We start from the raw sequence: 20,606 nt of genomic DNA on the forward strand, positions 1-20,606 counted from the left end.
CCAGCACCGGCATAAAATTATAGCAGATGGTTTTAATACCACACTGGGCGAGGTTGGCCAATGTCTGGTTATACTTAGCGATATACTCATCAACTTTCGGTCCTTTTGTTTTAATTTCTTCATGAACCGTCACGCTCTCCACTACCGACCAAACTAAGCCCGCATCTTCAATAATACGTTTTCGTTCCTGAATATCGGCCAGAGGCCAAACTTCCCCATGGGGAATATGATGTAGTGCCGTCACGATACCCGTTGCACCAGCCTGTTTAACATCCTGTAAGGATACCGGATCGTTGGGACCATACCAACGCCATGTTTGTTCTAATTTATTCATCTCAAAATTTCGTTAAACGCCACACCATGCATTAAAGCCACCATCCACAAAAACCGTCTCTCCAGTTACAAATGCTGAGGCATCACTCAACAAATAGATCAAAGTCCCTTTCAATTCCCGCGGATCTCCCAAACGATTATAAGGTGTTCCGCTGAGTATCCGCTTGGTTCTTTCACTATAGCTACCGTCGGAGTTTATTAATAGATTTTTGTTTTGTTTGGTCAGGAAGACACCCGGAGCAATTGCATTGACGCGAACTTGGTCACCGTAACGCTGCGCAAGTTCCGTTGCCATCCACTTTGTATAGCCATCAATACCGTGTTTAGCCACCGTATATCCTAATACCCTTGTGAAGGGCCTGCTCGCAGTCAGGGAGGAAATATTTACGATTACTCCCTTTCCGCTTTCTGCTATTACACGGCCAATAATATGTGTAGGAATAATTGTTCCATAAAGGTTCAGCTCGATCGCTTTGATGGTATCCTGAATATTACTTGCAAACAGATCTTGATCAGCTCCTATTGTTGCACCTGGGATATTTCCGCCTACAGCATTCACCAGACCGTCTATTCGCCCCCATTTATCGAGGATTTCATCCTTTGCTCTGCTGATATCCTGTTCGTCCATGATATCTACTTCTACGAACATGGCCTCCCCGCCAAGGGATTCCACCTGCTGCACACGCTCAGCACCGATCTGCTGGTTACGTCCAAGAATAGCAACTTTGGCCTCTGCTTCAGCCAGTGCTTCCACAAATGCCTCACCTAGAATTCCCGTACCTCCTGTGATAACGACAACCTTATCTTTTAATGAAAATGNNAATTACGATAACGTTTTAGTTAACACTAATCTATTTTCCCTCTTCTTCTGTTATTTCATCATCAAACAGAATTCTTACCGAAGGGGTATAAGTATCGTCGTGCTGACCCGATTTATTCGCCCAGAAAAAAGCGCATAAAAACACCAATGCCAATAGGACACTACAACCGATTAGAATGTACATGATTTCCATAACATTATAGTTTATGACGTTTTGCATACCATCTTGTCATTAAGCTGGTAAAAGAGATGATCGTAACAGTACTTATCGGCATCAAGATTGCGGCAAATAAAGGCGACATAATCCCCTGAATGGCAAAACTCAGCCCGATTATATTATAGAGCAAGGATATCCCAAAGCTCATATGGATTACCTTTACAGCATCTTTGCTGAAAGCAAAGAAATCGGATAATTTTGAAAATGACTCACCATCAAGAATAGCATCACATCCAGGCGAAAAGTTATTGATATCATCACTTACTGCAATTCCCAAATCAGCTTTACGCAATGCTCCGGCGTCATTCAATCCATCACCGATCATACAGACATGTTTTCCTTCCTGCTGAAATTTCTGAATGCGCTCCAGTTTTTCCATTGGCGACTGGTTAAACATCAAGCAGGCCGCTGAGGGAAAAATCAATTTTAGTGCATCCAGACGCCGGTCATTATCTCCCGATATCAGATGCAGGTCGTAACGAGGTTTGAAATCTTCGATCAATGCCGACAAGCCAGTTCTCCATGCCTGTTCCATGGTAAAATATCCTTTCAGTTCATCACCGATGCGTACGAATACGACGGACCCGTCGGTCTTGATGTTTCCTATATTCAAAAAATTGGCGCTACCGATCTTAACCACCTGCCCTGCAAACTCGGCCGTCATTCCTTTTCCGGGAAACTCTTTGAAGTTTGTCACCGGAATATCCGATGACACATTCAGCCATTTCACGATCTCACGGCTTAACGGATGACTAGAATTTCGACATGTTGCATTGAGCAGCTTTTTTTCATTCGTTGTAAGTGATCCCTCAAAATAAATAGAAGTTGCTTTGGGCGAAGAAATAGTCCCTGTTTTGTCGAAAACGAGTGTATCTATTGTGGCCATCTGTTCGATTGCAGCGGTATTTTTAACATAAAATTTATTTCGATCGAAAATACTTAATGCCGCAGATAGGGTGAATGGAGAGCTCAACGCCAATGCGCAAGGGCACGCAATAATCAGCACTGCCGTAAAAGCTCCCCAGGCCCGATTGGCACTTCCATTCATAGCCCAATAAAGCGCTGCAAAGAAGGCGATCGCCAATAAAACAACAGTAAAATNNTCATTATTCCATAATTTGGTCAGATACGACTGTGAAATCGGCTTTATGACCTCCAGTTCGATTGCTTCCCCTGTCTGACGTCCCCCAGCATAAATAATTTCCCCTAAGGTTTTACTCACAGGACTTGATTCGCCGGTTACAAAACTAAAGTCAATTGCTGCATCGCCTTTTAATAATATGGCGTCTGCCGGAATAATCTCATTGTTGCGTACGAGGATACGGTCGCCGGTACGAATATCTGCCAATTGTACGGGCTTGTCCCCATTTTCAGTAAGCACGGTTACCGCAACGGGGAAATAGCTCCGATAATCCCTTTCAAAAGAAATGTGGTAATAAGTGCGCTGCTGTACCCATTTTCCGATCAGAATAAAGAACACCAAACTACACAAAGTATCTGTAAAACCGGCTCCTGTCTGGGTCATCACCTCATAGGCCGAACGTAGAAACAGAACCAATATTCCCAAGGCCAACGGAACATCCAGGTTTAATCTTTTTTGTTTCAAACTGACATAGGCAGACTTAAAGTAGTCTGAAGCACAATACAACAAAACCGGCAACCCAAAAGCTAAATTGATATAACCGAAAAAATTCGCATACTGCTTTTCAAATGCCCCCATGCCGAAGTAGTCCGGGAAACTAAATANNCATCGAATTTCCAAAACAGAATCCAGCTACTGCAATCTTAGCAACCAAGGGATTCAGGTTATTCATATTCCCCTCTTTAACGACATCCTGCAAAGTAATTTTTGGATCATAGCCAATGTTCACTAAGAGGTAAACTAAATCTTTCAGAGGAAGTAACGTATGATTAAAGGTAATACTGGCCTGTTTTTTCATAAAGTCCACACGGGACTGCAGCACATTTGGATTTAGCTTATAGAGGTTTTCCAATAGCCAAATACATGAGCTACAATGAATAGCGGGAATATAAAAAGTAATGATAGTCATTTTATCATCCTTAAAATCAACTAATTTAGCAGCAATCTGTGGTTCATCCAAGTACGAAAAATCCGCTTGTTTTTCTTTATTGGATTTCCCCGGATGCTGATTATAGCGGTAGTACTGTTGCATCCCCCCATCCTGCAAAACCTGATATACTGTTTGGCATCCGAGGCAGCAAAAATCATGATCATCGAGACGGTAACCCGTTTCTTCGATTTTGTCTCCACAGTGGAAACATTTTTCGATTCGTTGTACTTCTTCCTTTATTGCCGGCATATCCCTGTTAAATTGCTTCACTAAATAATTGCTTTTTTGTACGCAGCTTCAAAAAACGCTGATCAAAAGCCATACAAATATTCCGTAGAAATGAACGCCCCACGGCTGTGCATTGAATCAGCTCACCCGCTATGCTAACCAAGCCGTCCTGGACCAATATGGACAATTCCTCCTTAATCTGTTCGGTTAAATCCGATGTAGGATCCAATTGCACTTTACCTTTACACATCATATCGAGGATATAGCGTCTTATGACTAGATCTTCCACATTAAGAATATGTCCTTTTACTACGGGCAACACACCCGATGCGATCAGCTTATGATATTCCTCAACTGTTTTCACATTTTGTGCGAAACCAGCCCAAGCATCACTGATTGAAGACACACCAAGACCAATCAATAAAGGGTTAAACCGATCCGCATAACCCATAAAATTACGGTGCAAGCGTTCCTCCTGAAAAGCCAAATAGAGTTCATCGTCTTTTTTCGAAAAATGGTCCATACCGATATCTGCGTATCCCTGTGCCAGGATCAGCTTTTTCCCGAGATTATAAAGTGCTAATTTAGCAGTACCCTTCGGCAGATCCGCCTCGGTATAATGCCGCTGTCCCGGCTTCAACCAAGGAACATGGGCATAACTATAAAAAGATATACGATCTGGCTTCAGTAGCATGCATTTTTCAATGGTATCCTGCACAGATGCTTCAGTCTGCTTAGGCAAGCCATAAATCAAGTCGAAATTAATGGAATCAAAACCGATCTTTCTTGCATTCAGCATCACTTCTTCAACTTCTTCAAAGGTCTGCTGTCTATTGATCATAAACTGCACCAATGGATCAAAATCCTGTATCCCTAAGCTGAGACGACGGAAGCCGAGGTCGAAAAGAATCTGTAAGTGTTCTGTTTTGGTATTCGCGGGATGTGCCTCAAATGAAAAAGAACGATCTGCTGTGACATCGACATCTTTCAGAATCCCCTCAATCAAGAATTTTAAGTTTTCCGGCTGAAAAAAAGTTGGTGTGCCGCCGCCCAGATGTATTTCTGAGACGAGCAGTTTCTCCCTTTTGAAAACAGCCCGATACATCTCCCACTCCTTCAGGAGCGCCGTAATATAAGGCAGCTCAACCTGATGATTTTTTGTGATACGTGTATTACAACCACAGTATGTGCATAGACTTTCGCAAAAGGGCAGGTGGATATATAGGCTCAGTCCCTTATCTTTTGACTGCTGGAAAGTACGGTATACTTGATCCTTCCAAGCTTCGGTAGAAAATGTTCGCTCGTCCCAAAATGGAACTGTCGGATAACTGGTATACCGTGGCGCCGCGACATTGTATTTCTGCACCAATTCCTCCATAGATTTTTCCTGTGTACTCATTTTGAAAGTTATTTTTTTGCGCAGTCATTCAAACAACAGCACGCTTTACCGACGCATTTTTCCATTCCCCAAAGATTGAGATTCCGAACAGTCTGTTCTGCCAGTCCTTTTGGGCTTTGATCCTCAAAAGGTGCATTGGCAATCTGAATTCTCAAATCACCCGCTTTGACCAAATCAATATGCGATGTATGCTTACTTCTTGTCATGATCTTACTAATTCCTAATTTTTTTAAATTAAGTAGCATTTTATCATCCAAAATATCTCCCCCAGAGATGACAACCGCATCCTTTCCGCGCGCATAATTTTGCGTTTCGAGATTTAATCCATTTGAAATCAAGGTGAGGTCATGCTGTTTTGCATTGGCCAATGCCCAAAACTCTTTTTNNACAGGCCCTTTTGTAGATATTTGGTATCGCAAGCGCAAAGCGCACTGACTATTCAATTTATTTCTGTTATTGTTTTACATCCCTTAGATTTTTGATCGAATTGATGTAAATCTTTCCTTTTTCCTTCGAGATCAGCTTTTCCTCTTTAAAATCAGAAAGCATACGTGAAACTGTTTCATTTGCCGTACCTGCTATCGAAGCAATTCCATCTCTGGTAATATCAATTGTACAGGCATTGACCTCATTGATATTGATTCCGTTTTTTTCGGCTACACTGATCAGTGCATTGGCCACACGTTTGCGGACAGAATGGTATGCGAAGCCCAACAATTGCTCTTCTTTTTCACGAAGGTCCACCGAAAGTAATTTAATAAATTTGCTAGCTATAGCAGGTTTTTTCCATAGGAGCTCCAAAAAGGCGTCTTTTGGGATTAAAATAACTTCGCTGGCTTCAACAGCTTCCGCATAATCTTCATAGTTTTCATTCAACAGTACAGAAGCATAGCCAAAATAATTCCCTTCTATATAAATCCCTGTCGATAGTTCCCGCCCATCTTTGTACAACTTAAAGCTACGAATCTGCCCCGATTTGACATAATAAACATACGTAGGTGAATCGTCTTTCTCAAAGATTGACTGTTTCTTTTTTACCGTTTTCACACGTGAATTGGCGAGCAATTCTTGTAGCAATAAAACTTGTTCCTCTTCACTCAGGTTCAAATCATACTCCTCACCCGAATCTGCGGATAACTGCTCATGCTTTTTCAGACGAACCTCAATTGCGTTCATCAGTTCCACATCATCAAAAGGTTTGGTCAGGTAATCATCCGCCCCCATCTCCATTGCCTTACGCATATCTGCACGTTCGGCCTTTGCGGTCAGAAAAATAAAAGGAATTTTTGCAGTACTTTCTATCTTGCTCAGCATAAATAGTACACCATAACCATCCAATTCTGGCATCATGATATCACAGAGAATCAAATCAGGAATATGTCGAGTAGCCAAATCAACTCCCACCCGACCATTCTCAGCTGTAATCACCTCATACCGTCCTGTCAACTCTAAAATCTCGGTTGTCCCCTCTCTAATGTCAATATTATCCTCAATGATTAGAATAGTCTTTTTATTGTTCATGTCTCAATAATTATTGATGAGTGTCTATTGTCATTGCTTTCAATTAACTTTTTACACTCAGTTCTTCTTTCGTATTTATAGTCATTTGAATACACAAATCCTTTCCATTTATGATCGACAAGCCTATCGCTCCACCATCAATTCAGATAGAATTTAAATCTTATCAAAACTGACTTTAAATGATGTTCCCTTATGCACTTCCGAAACAAATTCCATTTTACCCTCCATAAGCTCGATATACCTTTTTACGATATTTAAGCCCAGTCCAGTCCCCGGAATATTTCCGGTGTTATGTGCTCTGAAAAACGGTTCGAACAAATGCACCTGATCCTCTTTAGGAATACCTATACCATTATCCTTAACGGAGATCGAGCAGCCCTTATCATCAATACAGGTTGTAAATTCTATTAAAGTATCTTCACCCGAATATTTGATGGCGTTGGAAATCAAATTCACCAGCGCATTTTTTAACAAGTTCGGATCCAGCGAAAAATGTCCTATTTCCCCCGTATGTTGGTAGACAATATGCTGATTTTTCTTACAGATCAATTGCATCTCCTCGGTGATTTCTTCCGCCAGTTCAACCAGATTAATATACTGTTTGTTCATGACCACAATTCCCGCTTCTAATTTTTCCAGTGAGAGAAAATCATTCAATATACTGGTGAGAAGCTGCACTGCCCCTTTGATCTTGTTGGTATGTTTGATAATACTGGCCTTATCATCGGGACGGTCCGCATATTTTTCAATGAGAGAAGCAGACAATTGGACAGAACTCAGCGGTGTGCGGAACTCATGTGACGCCATGGAGACGAATCGGGATTTAAGCTGGTTAAGTTCGATTTCTTTTTCCAGAGATTTGGAAACTTCTGCCTTTGCTTTTTCCAGTTCGGAAACCAGCGATATCAAATCACGTGTCCTTTCACTGACTTTATGTTCCAATTCGGCAGCATGCTGTTTTAGCATATCTTCTGCTGCCTTTTCACGTGAGAGATCATGGATAAATCCTGTAAAAATATTTTTGTCTTTAAGCCAGACTTCACTCACAGCCAAGCGAAACGGAAATGTCTTTCCGCTCTTCTTTAGCCCCATCACCTCGCGTCCGATCCCTATAATTTTTTTATGGCCGGTGGTTTGATAATTATGAATATAGTTATCATGATTACCCCGATCGGGCTCAGGCATTAACATTGACACATTATGTCCTATTACTTCTTCAGCGTTATATCCAAACAATTCTAAGGCAGCAGGGTTAATGCTTTCGACATTCCCCCTGTTGTCTATGGTAATAATTCCATCAATTGCATGGTCTATTATGGCCGCCAAAAGCCTTCCGCCTTCCATGATCATTTTTATTTCACCAATTTTTTGTATTTAATGCGATGTGGAGTTACATCGCCCAAACGTTTTTTACGGTTTTCCTCATATTCGGTATAGTTACCTTCAAAGAAATAAACCTGAGAATCGCCTTCAAAAGCAAGAATATGTGTACAGATACGATCTAAAAACCATCTATCATGGGATATAACCACAGCACAACCACCAAAATTCTCCAAACCTTCCTCTAAAGCACGTAATGTATTGACATCAATGTCATTGGTCGGCTCATCGAGCAGGAGCACATTTGATCCTTCCTTTAGCGTGATCGCCAAATGGACACGGTTGCGTTCTCCACCGGAAAGCACACCTACTTTCTTTTGTTGGTCAGCACCGTTAAAGTTAAATTTGGATACATAAGCTCTGGAATTTACGGAGCGATTGCCCAGGATCATGTTATCGTTACCGCCGGTGATATTTTCCCAAACGGATTTTTCAGGATCAAGGTCATGGTGCATCTGATCGACATACCCCAATTTGACCGTCTCTCCTACTTTGAACGATCCCGTATCCGGCGTCTCCTGTCCCGTGATCAGACGGAATAAGGTTGTTTTACCCGCGCCATTTGGTCCGATGATCCCAACGATACCCGCTGGAGGCAACATGAAACTTAAATTTTCAAATAAAATACGGTCGCCATAAGCTTTGGAGATATCGGTTGCCTCGATGACAGAGTTACCCAAACGCGGTCCCGGCGGAATAAATAATTCCAATTTCTCTTCGCGTTCTTTTGTTTCCTCAGAAGCCAATTTCTCATAATTATGAAGGCGGGCTTTAGATTTGGCATGACGAGCCTTTGGAGCCATACGTACCCATTCCAGCTCACGCTCCAAAGTTTTCTGACGTTTGGTTTCCTGCTTTTCTTCTTGTGCCAGACGTTTAGCTTTTTGATCTAACCACGAAGAATAGTTTCCTTTCCACGGAATTCCCTCACCACGATCAAGTTCTAATATCCATCCTGCGACGTTATCCAAGAAGTAACGGTCGTGGGTTACGGCAATGACAGTTCCTTTATATTGTTTTAAATGTTGCTCTAACCAGTCGATAGACTCTGCATCCAAGTGGTTGGTCGGCTCGTCGAGCAACAAGACATCTGGTTCCTGTAATAATAAGCGACATAATGCTACACGTCTGCGCTCACCACCTGACAAATTGGCAATTTTAGCATCAGGTTCCGGACAACGTAAGGCATCCATTGCTCTTTCCAATTTGGAATCAATTTCCCAGGCATTTGTTGCGTCGATTTTATCTTGCAATTCGCCCTGTCTAGTCAACAGTTTATCCATCTCATCTGGATTTTCGTAGACCTCAGGCAAGCCGAATTTCTCATTGATTTCTTCGTATTCTTTTAAGGTTGCCGTGATTTCGGCAACACCTTCCTGTACAATTTCAAGAACGGTCTTTTCGAGATCCAATTGGGGTTCCTGTGCCAAATATCCCACAGAGTAACCCGGAGAAAACACGACTTCGCCCTGATAAGATTTGTCCAAACCCGCAATAATTTTCAATAGTGAAGATTTTCCGGATCCGTTCAAACCGATCACGCCGATTTTGGCACCATAGAAAAAAGATAAATAGATATTTTTTAGAACTTGTTTTTGAGGCGGATAGATTTTATTGACACCCGCCATCGAAAAAATAATCTTCTCGTCTGACATAAAATTTAAAAAAATTGGAAAACTCTTATTATATTAACATACAAATGTAATCTTTTATACTGACATTTTGGACGTATAATGGTCATGGCTTAATTGTTGATGACATTATTTAAAATAATTTTAAGGTTTGAAATGTAGAATTTACTACATTTATATATCCTTAATATAAAACAGAAAGGTATTCAATGGAAGCAAAATTTTCACCGCGCGTAAAGGATGTCATATCGTACAGTAGAGAGGAAGCTTTGAGATTGCGTCACGATTATATAGGNNATCCTTAAAAACATAGGCATTGACACAACTGCCCTACGTCAATCTGTGGAAGACGCAGTGAAGGGGGCATCTGTATCACGTGCACCTATTGGCAACATGCCGTTAACTAAACAAGCTGAAAAAGTTCTGAAAATTACTTATTTGGAAGCGAAGATTTTCAAATCTGACATTATTGGGACCGAGCACCTATTATTGGCTATCTTACGGGATGAAGATAATATCGCTTCGCAAATTTTACAGCAATATAATGTGACCTATGACATCTTCAAAGCCGAAGTAGAGCAAAATAAAACCACCATCAAGGATGAAGCTCCGGGCTCTCCTACCGGTGATGATGACTTTGCTGAGGATGATCAATATATCCAACCTAAAAAGGTTTCGGATATCAAATCCAAAACACCGGTATTGGACAACTTTGGCCGAGATCTGACCAAAGCTGCCGAAGAAGGTAGGCTGGACCCGATTGTAGGTCGTGAAAAAGAAATCGAACGTGTATCACAGATTCTTTCTCGTCGTAAAAAGAATAATCCGTTATTAATCGGTGAACCCGGAGTAGGTAAATCAGCGATAGCGGAAGGATTGGCACTACGTATTGTGCAACGCAAAGTATCCCGTGTCTTGTTCAACAAGCGTGTGGTTACGTTAGACCTGGCTTCATTGGTTGCGGGCACAAAATATCGGGGTCAATTTGAAGAGCGCATGAAAGCGGTCATGAATGAACTGGAAAAATCACCGGATGTCATTTTGTTTATTGACGAAATACATACCATTGTAGGTGCTGGCGGTGCTTCAGGATCTTTGGACGCTTCCAATATGTTCAAACCAGCCTTGGCAAGAGGAGAAATACAATGTATCGGTGCAACTACACTGGACGAATATCGTCAATATATTGAAAAAGATGGCGCTTTAGACCGTCGTTTCCAACGTGTGACGATTGAACCAGCCACACATGATGAGACTGTTGAGATTTTGAATCGCATCAAAGAGAAATATGAGGATCACCACAATGTGACCTATACTCCGGATGCAATCGAAGCCTGTGTTTCCCTTACAACACGATATATTACGGATCGGTTCCTACCGGATAAAGCGATTGACGCTTTGGATGAGGCTGGTTCACGCGTACACTTAAATAATATCCATGTTCCACAATCCATTATTGACATCGAAAATAAAATCGAGGAGGTCAAATTGGAGAAAAACAAAGTAGTGCGCAGTCAAAAATATGAAGAAGCTGCCAAGTTACGCGATACAGAGAAAAAGCTTATCGAGGAATTGGAGAAAGAAAAGATTGCCTGGGAAGAAGAAACCAAATCTAAGCGATATACTGTTTCCGAAGAAAATGTAGCGGAAGTTGTCGCGATGATGACCGGTATCCCTGTACAACGTGTCAGCCAAACTGACAGCCAAAAGCTGTTGAATATGGGTGAATTGATGAAGGGAAGAATTATTGGTCAGGATGACGCTGTTGGCAAATTAGTAAAAGCCATCCAACGTACACGTGCCGGACTGAAAGATCCTAAAAAACCGATCGGTTCCTTTATATTCTTGGGACCTACAGGTGTCGGTAAGACAGAATTAGCGAAAGAGCTTGCGCGGTTTATGTTTGATACTGAGGACGCACTGATTCAAATTGACATGAGTGAATACATGGAGAAATTTGCGATATCACGCCTTGTAGGAGCGCCTCCGGGATATGTCGGTTATGAAGAAGGTGGACAGTTGACTGAGAAGGTGCGTCGCAAACCTTATGCTGTAGTGCTTTTGGATGAAATCGAGAAAGCCCATCCAGATGTGTTCAACTTGTTGTTGCAAGTATTGGATGAAGGTCAGTTGACCGACAGTTTGGGCCGTAAAGTAGATTTCCGTAACACCATTATCATCATGACCTCCAACATTGGCGCACGTCAATTGAAAGAATTTGGTCAGGGCGTTGGTTTCACAACCGCGGCAAAATCGCAACAAACAGATGCGCATTCCCGTGGAGTAATCGAAACTGCACTAAAAAGAGCATTTGCGCCGGAGTTTTTAAACCGTATTGATGACGTTATTGTTTTCAATTCATTGACAAAAGAAAATATCTTTAAGATCATTGATATTGAATTGACGTCATTGTTTAAACGAATCTCAGATTTGGGCTATACCATTAACTTGACAGATGAGGCGAAAGGTTTCATTGCAGATAAAGGCTATGACAGCAATTTCGGTGCACGTCCTTTAAAACGTGCAATCCAAAAATATCTGGAGGATCCAATTGCAGAAGAAATTCTGAAAGGAAATGTCCAAACCGGTTCAGTTTTAACGGTGAGCATTAATCCGGAAACCAAAGATATTGAGGTCTCTAGTTCAGATCCGAAGTCTTCAAAAGATACAGCGGAGAAATAATCGCTTGCTGTACTCGAAATAAATTCAGAAAATGCACCATAATGGTGCATTTTTTGTTGTAAAGAAGATTGACGTTAAACTTTTACACTATTTTATCGTCCTATAATAAAAAAACTGTCACAAATAACACAAACGATATGAAAAGACTTTTATTAGCAGCTTTAATTGGAACCGCAGCCTTGGTTTCATTCTCTTCTTGCAAGAAGGAGTATATTTCGAATTATTTACCAGGTGTGAGTTACACCTTTGATGTGCCTAATAACAGTTTTGGAGACTGGAAAAGAGTTAGTGGAACAAACACTTTCGAATTACAGATTCCATTTCCGGAATTAGATAAAAAGTATTTTGATACAGGACATGTCAATGTAGCCATTTCATTTAACGACGACAAAGAATACTTTAGAAATATTCCGTCAGCAATCGGTGCATACGATTATCGCGTTGATTATACAATCGGTAAAGTAATTGTTTATGCAGATTACTTAGGTACAGGAACACCTCCTGTCCCCAAAGAAATGATTATGAAAGTAACATTGACGGACGCTGATGATGGCGGCGAGTAATAATCTCGAAAACAAGATATGCCATTAGATAGAAGTGATCTGAATTGATAGCGACAATGGCCTAGATTATAAAACCTCAGAAAATATATTTTCTGAGGTTTTATTTTATTCCCCTCCTTTACAATTTGGTTCTCGAAAAACAATCGAAGAGATTTCTAAACAATTTTATAATAAATTTACCAGAAGATTCCCTTTTGATAATTTCCCGGTATCCTGCGGACCGATCAATTAATATTCTACCCCTTCAACAACAACTCCGCATGTTCCAGTGCAGCATCCGTTGGATTTGCTCCGCTCAGCATTTGCGCGATCTCTTTTACCCTACCGGATTGATCCAGTCGGACGATATTTGATATGGTACGGTTAGCCCTATCTTCCTTATATACTTTAAAATGCGCAGCACCTTTTGAGGCAATCTGCGGCAAGTGAGAAATCGCAATCACCTGCATATTTGTGGCTAAATTTTCCATGACCTCACCGACACGCAAAGCGACTTCTCCCGAAATTCCAGTATCGATCTCATCAAAAACAATTGTAGGTAAAGCCGAAGTTTTGGCAACCAGAGACTTTATGGCCAACATCACACGGGAAAGCTCTCCGCCCGAAGCCACACGATGGATGGATTGCAAAGCCTGTCCTTTATTCGCGGAAAATAAGAACTGAATGGTATCTATTCCAGACTCACGCATCTCTCCTTCTTTTAGTGGCTCTAATACAATCTGAAGTACCGCATTTGGCATGCCTACATTCAACAGCGTATTTTGCACCTCCCCGGCTATTGTATCCAATACTAATCTGCGTGCGCTTGAAAGCTCTTTCGCATTATGTAGCGCAACTTTCAGCTTCTCTATAACCTCTGCTTCCAAACGCTCCAACTGTTCATCGGAGGAATTGATGGCCAATAGTTTTGCTTCCAGGTCATCTCTTAATTGAATGAGTTCCTCCACTGAGTCGACATGATGTTTTTTCTGCAACGAATATAGTAGGCTCAATCGCTCATTGATCTCCAGTAAGGTACCCTCATCCAAGTGCGTATCCTCTTCGAGCGAAGTCAACTCCGCAGCCACATCTTTCAATTCGATCAAGGTGCTCTTTACCCGTGCAGCAAGATCGGCCGCTTCGGGCAGAAATGAAGATATTCCTTCGATCTGCGACATAGCATCTTTCAATTGTGTCAATACGGCTATATCTTCGTTTTCTAACAGACGGGAGGCTGCATTTAAGGACCGTTTGATATCCTCGGCATTCTCCAATTGCCGCTGTTGCTGCTCAAGTGTCCCCTGTTCGTCAGGCACGAGCTTCGCCCCATCTAGCTCATCAAATTGAAATTGAAAATAATCCAGTTCTAAAGCCGCCTTTTTAACCGTTTCTTTCAGCTCCTCAAGTTCGCGCTTTGCCTTTTTATAGGACACATAACTCTCCTTGTAGCTTTGTTTCAATGCAAATGAATCCGCTACACTATCGACTACCAAAAACTGGAATTCCTCGGTATTGATCTGTAAAGTCGCATGCTGTGAATGCACATCGATCAATTGCTCTCCCAATTGTTTAAGTATCACCAATGTAACCGGAGAATCATTTACAAAGGCACGGGATTTACCATCTGGTGTTATTTCTCGTCGGATAATCGTATGATCCGCATAGTCAAGGTCATTCTGCTCAAAGAAACTATTTAATTGATAAGCTCCGATATTAAACTCCCCTTCGATTACACATTTTTTAGACGGATCAAAAAAGTGTTTTCCCTCTGCCCTATTGCCCAAAATCAGGGAAAGTGCTCCCATAATAATGGATTTACCCGCTCCAGTCTCCCCAGTAATCATATTCAACCCTTTATCAAATTGGATTTCCAATTCGTTGATCAGGGCGTAATTCTTAATATGTAAGGTATCTAGCATATTCTTAAAGGTCTATTATTACAGTTGGGAGGAAAACCGTTCCTCATCCGGATTGTATCGTATCTTTTATGGTCCTTTCTTTAGTAGGTAATTTACCTAAAAATCAGACGTTTTCAATGCATTTTGTTTCAAAAAAAATTGTTTCGGGTTTAAACATCTAGTGCTTTAATTAATTCACCACTGCTAAATACTAAAAATAATATCAAAATTCCAAATAAAACTAATTATAATAGCTAAAAACTAGCAGTTAAAAAATCATCAATGGTATTTTATCTACCAGTGATTACGCAGATTAGCCCCCTTGATACAAGGATTTGATCTTATCAAGAGCAATATACGACAAGTAGCTACTTCGACTATAAACATATAAACCTTATCTTTTGACAGTAACATGTTTGCTTGTGACAAAATAATGTCGCGTCATTATTAGGTAAGCATGAATAAATAACTATTTTTACAGCATGCAAGATTACAGTGCTACCCTTAAAAAATACATGCCTGAGGAAGCTGCGCCGATCATATCTAACTGGATCAATCATACAGCGTGCCTGTTTAAGATCTCCCGTTCCCGTAGCAGCAAATTGGGCGATTACCGTGCTCCTTTTAGGGGCAGTCCACACCGTATTTCGGTCAATCATGATCTGAATCCCTATTCCTTTCTAATCACAACCATACATGAATTTGCACATCTACAGACTTGGAACAAGCATCAGCACCGTGTCAAACCACATGGGACTGAATGGAAAAAACATTTTAAGGAGCTAATGGATCCATTTTTAAAACTAAATATCTTTCCGGCTGACATAAGCGGCGCAATACACAGTTATATGGAGAATCCGGCTGCATCAAGCTGTACAGATCTTCATCTATTCCGTGCGTTAAAAGCTTATGACAAAGCAAAAAGCAATGCACTGACGGTAGAAGCATTGGAGGATGGCCATTTTTTTAAATTGAAGAACGGGCGGTCTTTTCAGCGGATCGAGAAAATACGGAAACGCTATAAATGCATGGAGCTGACCAGCAAACGCATGTACCTGTTCAACCCAATTGCGGAGGTATTTCTACTAGAACAATGATTTTTAACAAATACATTCATTATATTTTTATCTTTGCTAACTTAGGAAACAATTAAAGAGAGCTTTTATGTTACACTTACACTCGACAATAGCAATTGTCTTATTGCTAGCCCTGGTGATATCTATTGTGATCACCTTAATGAACTATCTAGGCAACAAACCTTACAACCGTAAAATTGCCTTATTAGGTTTTATCGTATCGCATATTCAATTATTGGTGGGATTGATTTTATACTTCGTTTTGAAGTACCCATCGATGATCTCTGGCAGCGTGATGAAAGATCCGACATTACGTTTAAAAATCATTGAGCACCCATTGACAATGATCATTGCCATTGTATTGATCACCATTGGTTATTCAAAAGCTAAAAAGATGGAAAATTCCAGAAAAGCAAATCAAACTGTTGTGATTTTCTACATCATCGGCTTAATCCTGATGCTTGCCCGTATTCCATGGGGTACATGGTCATTATTTGCATAGTCTATCATCAATCATAGCAAAAGGCATCAATTGTTTAATTGATGCCTTTTTTTATTTGCCAGCTACCGCGCCAATACAAAAAAAGCCTCAGCAAAACTGAGGCTTTCAATATTTTAAACGACTTTAGTTAGTCACGGTTTTTTCCAAATCCCAAAATACCAAAAACAGTTTTAAATGCGATAAGAGAACCTACGATCAATGAGATATTTGCTATCGCGGAGAACAAGAATGTTTGTTGTCCCAGTGCAGTACATACATCCGGTACAAAACGGATAAATGTGCCTATTAAACCTAAAGCGATAGCTACTACCAATGTTTTGTAGTAATGAGTTTGATTCGCATTATTATCAGTTGTCTTTGGAGCTCTTGGTTGTACAGTTTCTGCCATTTCTATTTCGATTTTATTCGATACAAATGTACAAAATATTCTATGTTTGAAAAATAAAATTGAAAAAACCGGCGACGAAATAAATCCAGTAATGAAATAACTGGAAGCAGCAGCAAAATTTTCTATGAATTTTCATATAAACTGCTGTTTATTCAAAGTATTTCATTCGACAATGTAGAACTTTATCAACAGCATCAAGATAGACTTTTATAATGCCAAAAATAAGATTGTACACGAGGTCAAAAAATCAGACAAAGTAGAACATGCGCACATCTCGCAAGTGAAATATTATATGTATATTTTGGCACGCAATGGAATAGAGAAACTGGAAGCGATATTGGGGATTTGCAAGAATTACAGCTATTATGAGTTGTCTTATTAGTGAAGAGGAATAAAATAAATACATATGCTATTACAATTAAAAATACAGATTAAAGGAATAACTAAACCTCCAGTGTGGCGAAAATTATTGGTCCCTGATTACTTCACCTTTGATCGCTTACATCAAGTGATACAAGAAGCATTCGGCTGGCAAAACTATCACCTTTATCAGTTTTCGCCGAAAGGTTTTGGATCATATCCTGAGATTGCCCCAATTGACGAAGATTGGAACGAAGGAGATACCGAAGATGCCGAAATGTTAATATTGAAAGACATTTTAAATCAGGTAGGGCTAAAGTTCACCTACATCTATGATTTCGGTGATAGCTGGACACACCAAATTGTAGTCGAAGACATCCTAGACAAGCATGTATTAAAAGCGGAGTTACTGGAGGGAAAAGGTGCTTGCCCACCCGAAGATTGCGGAAGTACTTGGGGATATCAAAATATAAAGGATGTCATGAAAGATACTCACCATGAAGAACATGATGAAATGCGAACCTGGCTTGGCTTAGGAGAAGATGAAAAATGGGATCCAAACTACTTTGATCTCCGAGCTGCACAGAAGAGGGTAGCGGCGATATAAAACTCCCGTTGCTCTTCTGCATCAAACCGCATCAATAACTTATATTGTGTCCAGCTCAATACCTTGGCCAAACCAGTGTGTTTGCCAAAAGTGGTGAAGTGTCTATGTCATTAACATTATTTTTGAGACGATATTTCACTTTTTTCGACAAGCATCACAATAGAACAAGCATTGGAGACGAAATCAACATACTGCAATAATAATAGCCAGTCCCTTTTAAAAAGAACTGGCTTTTAAAGTATTTTGAATGAATATTATTTTAGTTTTTCGACCTGCTCCACAGTCAACCCAAGAGCTTTCGCAATATTCTCTATAGCTACACCTATTTTCTTAAGTTCTAATGCGGATTTGAGTTTCTCCGCTTCGGCTTTGGCGCGCTCTTCCAGCTTACCCTTTTCAAAACCTTTTTCCATACCCTCCTTTTCAGCATACGCAATCGTAGCATTATAGGCACGTTTCTGTTCCAAGCTTGATATGTATGACATCTGTTCCTCTGGCGTTAACTTTGCCAGTTCTCCTATTGCAAAGATACGGGAGAATATTCTTTTATCCAAATACTTAGGCAATCCCTCCAACTCATCGAGGTGCTTCATCAGGTACATCCACTGATCGATGATTGTATCTAGTTTGGCCAGGGGTTTGTTAAAGTTGGACAACACCAGCAGCTTGTAACTTAGCTTGGGATAAAGGACTTCCTGATCGAACTCATCGATGATCTTTGCGCTATAATAATACTTTTCCCTGTTTGCTAAATCTATCGGGAACCCCAGTACAGCGATAAAATATACAGGTGGAAGTTCATAATTATTTCCAGCACGCCCTTTCTTGGGCAGACGGCTTATCGTCCGAGAAGTATAGCTGACAGCACGGTCAAAAAAGAAATCTTGATTTTGAAGCTGCATTTCCACCAAAAAAACCTCGCCACCAGTGCCTACACAGCGTAGGTCAAAGATTACTTTCCGATCGTACGGTTGATCCCCATCCTCCTCTACATTGCTGTATGTAAGATCAGCTACCACATGCTCTCCCTCAAGCAGGCTATTCAACAGGTTGATTAGATTTTCCTTGTGTTCTTCTCGTCCAAAATAAAGCTTCCAGCCAAAATCAGAAAGCATACTGATGTACTTCGATGTGTTAGCTCTTTTATTCATTTAGATCTATAATATTGGTTATTCGCCTTAAAGATAATAAAAAAACTAAATATATTAGTATTTTTATTTATAAAGATTAATAAAATCACCGATATCAGGGATATTCTTATCAGACAGTCTGTGCTAACTTTAATTCGAAAAATTGATTAAAAATAAGCAATGAGAAATATCATGATTGTTTCAACTTTTTTGACACTATTGAGTTGTAAAACCAACGAACAAAAATTCCGGATTTCCCCTATTTATGCGGAGCCAAAAAAAATAACAAGCGATGTTTCTGAAAACGGCGTCTCCCATAAATTTAACACGTTTAAAGAGATTACAGAGCGACTTAATCCCCTGATTTTTATGATATCCAAAGAGGAAAACTTATTAAAATTCCGTCTGCAGGGCAATATTTCCTCTAGTAGCCATTATATCAATCACATACAGAAAATCCGAATCGAAAAGGAATTAACGGGGAATACTCTTAGGCTGAAATATATTGTCGAGATCAAAAGGATAGCGGGCAAAGAAAATTCGAATATTCGGGGTTACAATTATACAAAGGATGAAACCTATAAAATCCCTGCTGGAGCTAAGATTATCACGATCGAATTGTATGAAAATTTTGTAAATAAATCGTCAGATGCGAAGCCTAGATTAACTGCTCAACAAAGCTTCAATTTTTTCGCACATATGTAGTCCAACATAAGATATAGAGTGAAAAAATTAAAACAAAAAGAAGCATAAATTAGGAAATGGCCTATTCAAAAAGTATTTTTTAATTTCATGGAAAGGAAATTGAAACAAAATTTATTCTTGTCAAAAAAAAGTGTATCTTAATCATAAATCACAGCCACATGAAACGCTTATATATCCTATTTAGCTTTGCATTGTTATTCTCTTCGATAATGACAGTAAAAGCTGCTCTTTCTTCCAATAAAAATTATTCCAAGCAGTTAACTGATACGCTTTCTGATAATATCCGAAAGTATATTACACAATTAGCTGTTTCGGAAGGCTTAGATAAAAGCTCAATTAAAATAAAAACCGATAGCTGGGGAGAAGTAACCGTTTCAGACAACTGGGGTAAAAGTGTCAAATATAGCAAAGACCACTGGGACGGATATACAAAAAAGGATAACAACGGACTTAAAACTTCGATAAAACAGGATTTTTCCGGCAATATAGTCGTAAAATATAACGACGGAAAGGAAAAAACGGTCAGAAAAAATATAAGTGGGGATTTTGATATTTCTGATCAGGACGGGAGTCCATCCACTGCTTCCATAAATACCCTCGATAATTTGGAGATACGTGACAACCATGGGAACCTCACTACTATTTCAAAAAATATCTTCGGCGGTTTAGACATCCGTGATGCAAGTGGCAACCACACCACTGTATCTAAAAATGTTATTGGCGGCTTAGACATTCGTGACAGCCAAGGAAATAGCAGTCGTGTATCAAAGGATATTTTAGGAAACCTGACTATTGAAAGTAACACCGGTAAAAGTACAACCATTAGAACAGACATATTGGGTGGCAAAACAATTGAAGACAACAGAGGGAGCCGTGTTTCCGTAAGAAAGGATATATTTGGAAATTATGAAGCCAGCGATAACAATGGAAACCATGCGTCTATTAAAAAGGATATCTTTGGAAAAGTAGTCATTGATGATCCAAAAGGGATATTGGAAAATGTGAAGCTTCAACTGATCGAAGATTTATTGAAACAATAAAAGGAATTTGTCGATATCGATTTTTTGACATTGAAGTTTTCGATTAGAATAATCCCCCAAATAATTTAAGATTTC

At 40.0% G+C, this 20,606-nt stretch carries 18 protein-coding genes and 2 pseudogenes; 8 read left to right on the forward strand and 12 right to left on the reverse strand.

From position 1 onward, the window contains the following. The 9 genes and pseudogenes from B4G94_RS11870 to ettA form a co-directional block, all read right to left on the reverse strand. Positions 1-334: mannonate dehydratase (locus tag B4G94_RS11870; protein WP_286859060.1), on the reverse strand; the 334-nt coding region annotated here is incomplete at its 3' end. A gap of 12 nt (positions 335-346) precedes the next feature. Further along, a pseudogene (locus tag B4G94_RS11875) lies at positions 347-1,138 on the reverse strand (SDR family oxidoreductase); the annotation flags it as partial. Positions 1,139-1,184: 46 nt separating this feature from the next. Beyond that, the gene (gene ccoS / locus B4G94_RS11880; protein WP_108635807.1) at positions 1,185-1,346 is read right to left on the reverse strand and encodes a cbb3-type cytochrome oxidase assembly protein CcoS; all 162 of its coding nucleotides are present in this window, start codon (positions 1,344-1,346) and stop codon (positions 1,185-1,187) included. A gap of 4 nt (positions 1,347-1,350) precedes the next feature. Beyond that, entirely contained in the window at positions 1,351-3,090 is a 1,740-nt protein-coding gene (locus tag B4G94_RS11885) for an HAD-IC family P-type ATPase (RefSeq protein ID WP_349681866.1), read from the reverse strand. Between the two features lie 19 nt (positions 3,091-3,109). Further along, complete coding sequence (locus B4G94_RS27990) at positions 3,110-3,691, reverse strand: heavy metal translocating P-type ATPase metal-binding domain-containing protein (protein ID WP_422663707.1); 582 nt, start codon at positions 3,689-3,691, stop codon at positions 3,110-3,112. A 7-nt stretch (positions 3,692-3,698) separates the two neighbouring features. After that, a complete protein-coding gene (hemN, locus tag B4G94_RS11890) occupies positions 3,699-5,069 on the reverse strand; it encodes an oxygen-independent coproporphyrinogen III oxidase (RefSeq protein ID WP_286859061.1) in 1,371 nt (456 codons plus the stop codon). Between the two features lie 453 nt (positions 5,070-5,522). Further along, positions 5,523-6,590 (reverse strand): response regulator, encoded by a 1,068-nt coding sequence (locus B4G94_RS11900; protein WP_286859064.1) that lies wholly within the window; start codon positions 6,588-6,590, stop codon positions 5,523-5,525. A 153-nt stretch (positions 6,591-6,743) separates the two neighbouring features. Beyond that, positions 6,744-7,934 carry a PAS domain-containing sensor histidine kinase gene (locus B4G94_RS11905; protein WP_286859473.1) on the reverse strand — a complete coding sequence of 397 codons (1,191 nt, stop codon included), beginning with the start codon at positions 7,932-7,934 and terminating at the stop codon, positions 6,744-6,746. Positions 7,935-7,942: 8 nt separating this feature from the next. Further along, positions 7,943-9,625 (reverse strand): energy-dependent translational throttle protein EttA, encoded by a 1,683-nt coding sequence (gene ettA, locus B4G94_RS11910; protein WP_165308343.1) that lies wholly within the window; start codon positions 9,623-9,625, stop codon positions 7,943-7,945. A gap of 185 nt (positions 9,626-9,810) precedes the next feature. Between ettA and B4G94_RS11915 the strand changes: the two are divergent. Both B4G94_RS11915 and B4G94_RS11920 read left to right on the forward strand, forming a co-directional pair. Beyond that, a pseudogene (locus tag B4G94_RS11915) lies at positions 9,811-12,283 on the forward strand (ATP-dependent Clp protease ATP-binding subunit). A 137-nt stretch (positions 12,284-12,420) separates the two neighbouring features. After that, positions 12,421-12,846, forward strand: a complete 426-nt coding sequence (locus tag B4G94_RS11920; protein WP_286859066.1) for a hypothetical protein — start codon at positions 12,421-12,423, stop codon at positions 12,844-12,846. Positions 12,847-13,082: 236 nt separating this feature from the next. Here B4G94_RS11920 and recN read toward each other — a convergent pair whose 3' ends face one another. Further along, positions 13,083-14,744 (reverse strand): DNA repair protein RecN, encoded by a 1,662-nt coding sequence (gene recN / locus B4G94_RS11925; protein WP_286859068.1) that lies wholly within the window; start codon positions 14,742-14,744, stop codon positions 13,083-13,085. A gap of 461 nt (positions 14,745-15,205) precedes the next feature. Between recN and B4G94_RS11930 the strand changes: the two genes are divergently transcribed. After that, positions 15,206-15,820: a SprT-like domain-containing protein gene (locus B4G94_RS11930; RefSeq protein WP_165308348.1), complete on the forward strand. Its 615-nt coding sequence runs from the start codon at positions 15,206-15,208 to the stop codon at positions 15,818-15,820. 67 nt (positions 15,821-15,887) lie between these two features. Beyond that, complete coding sequence (locus B4G94_RS11935; RefSeq protein ID WP_104385601.1) at positions 15,888-16,301, forward strand: hypothetical protein; 414 nt, start codon at positions 15,888-15,890, stop codon at positions 16,299-16,301. Between the two features lie 127 nt (positions 16,302-16,428). Here the strand turns inward: B4G94_RS11935 and B4G94_RS11940 are convergent, their stop codons facing one another. Further along, positions 16,429-16,689, reverse strand: a complete 261-nt coding sequence (locus tag B4G94_RS11940; RefSeq protein ID WP_108635798.1) for a hypothetical protein — start codon at positions 16,687-16,689, stop codon at positions 16,429-16,431. A gap of 193 nt (positions 16,690-16,882) precedes the next feature. Between B4G94_RS11940 and B4G94_RS28100 the strand changes: the two genes are divergently transcribed. Both B4G94_RS28100 and B4G94_RS11945 read left to right on the forward strand, forming a co-directional pair. After that, entirely contained in the window at positions 16,883-17,071 is a 189-nt protein-coding gene (locus B4G94_RS28100) for a Dna2/Cas4 domain-containing protein (protein WP_376786662.1), read from the forward strand. A gap of 24 nt (positions 17,072-17,095) precedes the next feature. After that, complete coding sequence (locus B4G94_RS11945; RefSeq protein ID WP_286859070.1) at positions 17,096-17,656, forward strand: plasmid pRiA4b ORF-3 family protein; 561 nt, start codon at positions 17,096-17,098, stop codon at positions 17,654-17,656. A 254-nt stretch (positions 17,657-17,910) separates the two neighbouring features. On the opposite strand, the gene B4G94_RS11950 is transcribed toward B4G94_RS11945, so the two are convergent. Beyond that, positions 17,911-18,807 (reverse strand): Rpn family recombination-promoting nuclease/putative transposase, encoded by an 897-nt coding sequence (locus B4G94_RS11950; RefSeq protein ID WP_165308387.1) that lies wholly within the window; start codon positions 18,805-18,807, stop codon positions 17,911-17,913. Positions 18,808-18,966: 159 nt separating this feature from the next. On the opposite strand from B4G94_RS11950, the gene B4G94_RS11955 reads away from it, so the two are divergent. Both B4G94_RS11955 and B4G94_RS11960 read left to right on the forward strand, forming a co-directional pair. Continuing rightward, the gene (locus tag B4G94_RS11955; RefSeq protein WP_286859071.1) at positions 18,967-19,491 is read left to right on the forward strand and encodes a hypothetical protein; all 525 of its coding nucleotides are present in this window, start codon (positions 18,967-18,969) and stop codon (positions 19,489-19,491) included. Positions 19,492-19,649: 158 nt separating this feature from the next. Further along, positions 19,650-20,531 (forward strand): hypothetical protein, encoded by an 882-nt coding sequence (locus tag B4G94_RS11960; protein WP_286859073.1) that lies wholly within the window; start codon positions 19,650-19,652, stop codon positions 20,529-20,531. Positions 20,532-20,606 lie beyond the last annotated feature (75 nt).

Source organism: Sphingobacterium sp. UBA7625 (genome assembly GCF_002484085.1).
Lineage (GTDB): Bacteria > Bacteroidota > Bacteroidia > Sphingobacteriales > Sphingobacteriaceae > Sphingobacterium > Sphingobacterium athyrii.

Bases quoted from the DNA above. Each gene is read 5' to 3' on its own strand.
- B4G94_RS11930 (WP_165308348.1), top strand. From the start codon at position 15,206: ATGCAAGATTACAGTGCTACCCTTAAAAAATACATGCCTGAGGAAGCT.
- B4G94_RS11960 (WP_286859073.1), top strand. From the start codon at position 19,650: ATGAAACGCTTATATATCCTATTTAGCTTTGCATTGTTATTCTCTTCG.
- B4G94_RS11955 (WP_286859071.1), top strand. From the start codon at position 18,967: ATGAGAAATATCATGATTGTTTCAACTTTTTTGACACTATTGAGTTGT.
- B4G94_RS11935 (WP_104385601.1), top strand. From the start codon at position 15,888: ATGTTACACTTACACTCGACAATAGCAATTGTCTTATTGCTAGCCCTG.
- hemN (WP_286859061.1), bottom strand. From the start codon at position 5,069: ATGAGTACACAGGAAAAATCTATGGAGGAATTGGTGCAGAAATACAAT.
- B4G94_RS11945 (WP_286859070.1), top strand. From the start codon at position 17,096: ATGCTATTACAATTAAAAATACAGATTAAAGGAATAACTAAACCTCCA.
- B4G94_RS11920 (WP_286859066.1), top strand. From the start codon at position 12,421: ATGAAAAGACTTTTATTAGCAGCTTTAATTGGAACCGCAGCCTTGGTT.
- B4G94_RS11905 (WP_286859473.1), bottom strand. From the start codon at position 7,934: ATGGAAGGCGGAAGGCTTTTGGCGGCCATAATAGACCATGCAATTGAT.
- ccoS (WP_108635807.1), bottom strand. From the start codon at position 1,346: ATGGAAATCATGTACATTCTAATCGGTTGTAGTGTCCTATTGGCATTG.
- B4G94_RS11900 (WP_286859064.1), bottom strand. From the start codon at position 6,590: ATGAACAATAAAAAGACTATTCTAATCATTGAGGATAATATTGACATT.
- B4G94_RS11950 (WP_165308387.1), bottom strand. From the start codon at position 18,807: ATGAATAAAAGAGCTAACACATCGAAGTACATCAGTATGCTTTCTGAT.
- ettA (WP_165308343.1), bottom strand. From the start codon at position 9,625: ATGTCAGACGAGAAGATTATTTTTTCGATGGCGGGTGTCAATAAAATC.
- B4G94_RS11940 (WP_108635798.1), bottom strand. From the start codon at position 16,689: ATGGCAGAAACTGTACAACCAAGAGCTCCAAAGACAACTGATAATAAT.
- recN (WP_286859068.1), bottom strand. From the start codon at position 14,744: ATGCTAGATACCTTACATATTAAGAATTACGCCCTGATCAACGAATTG.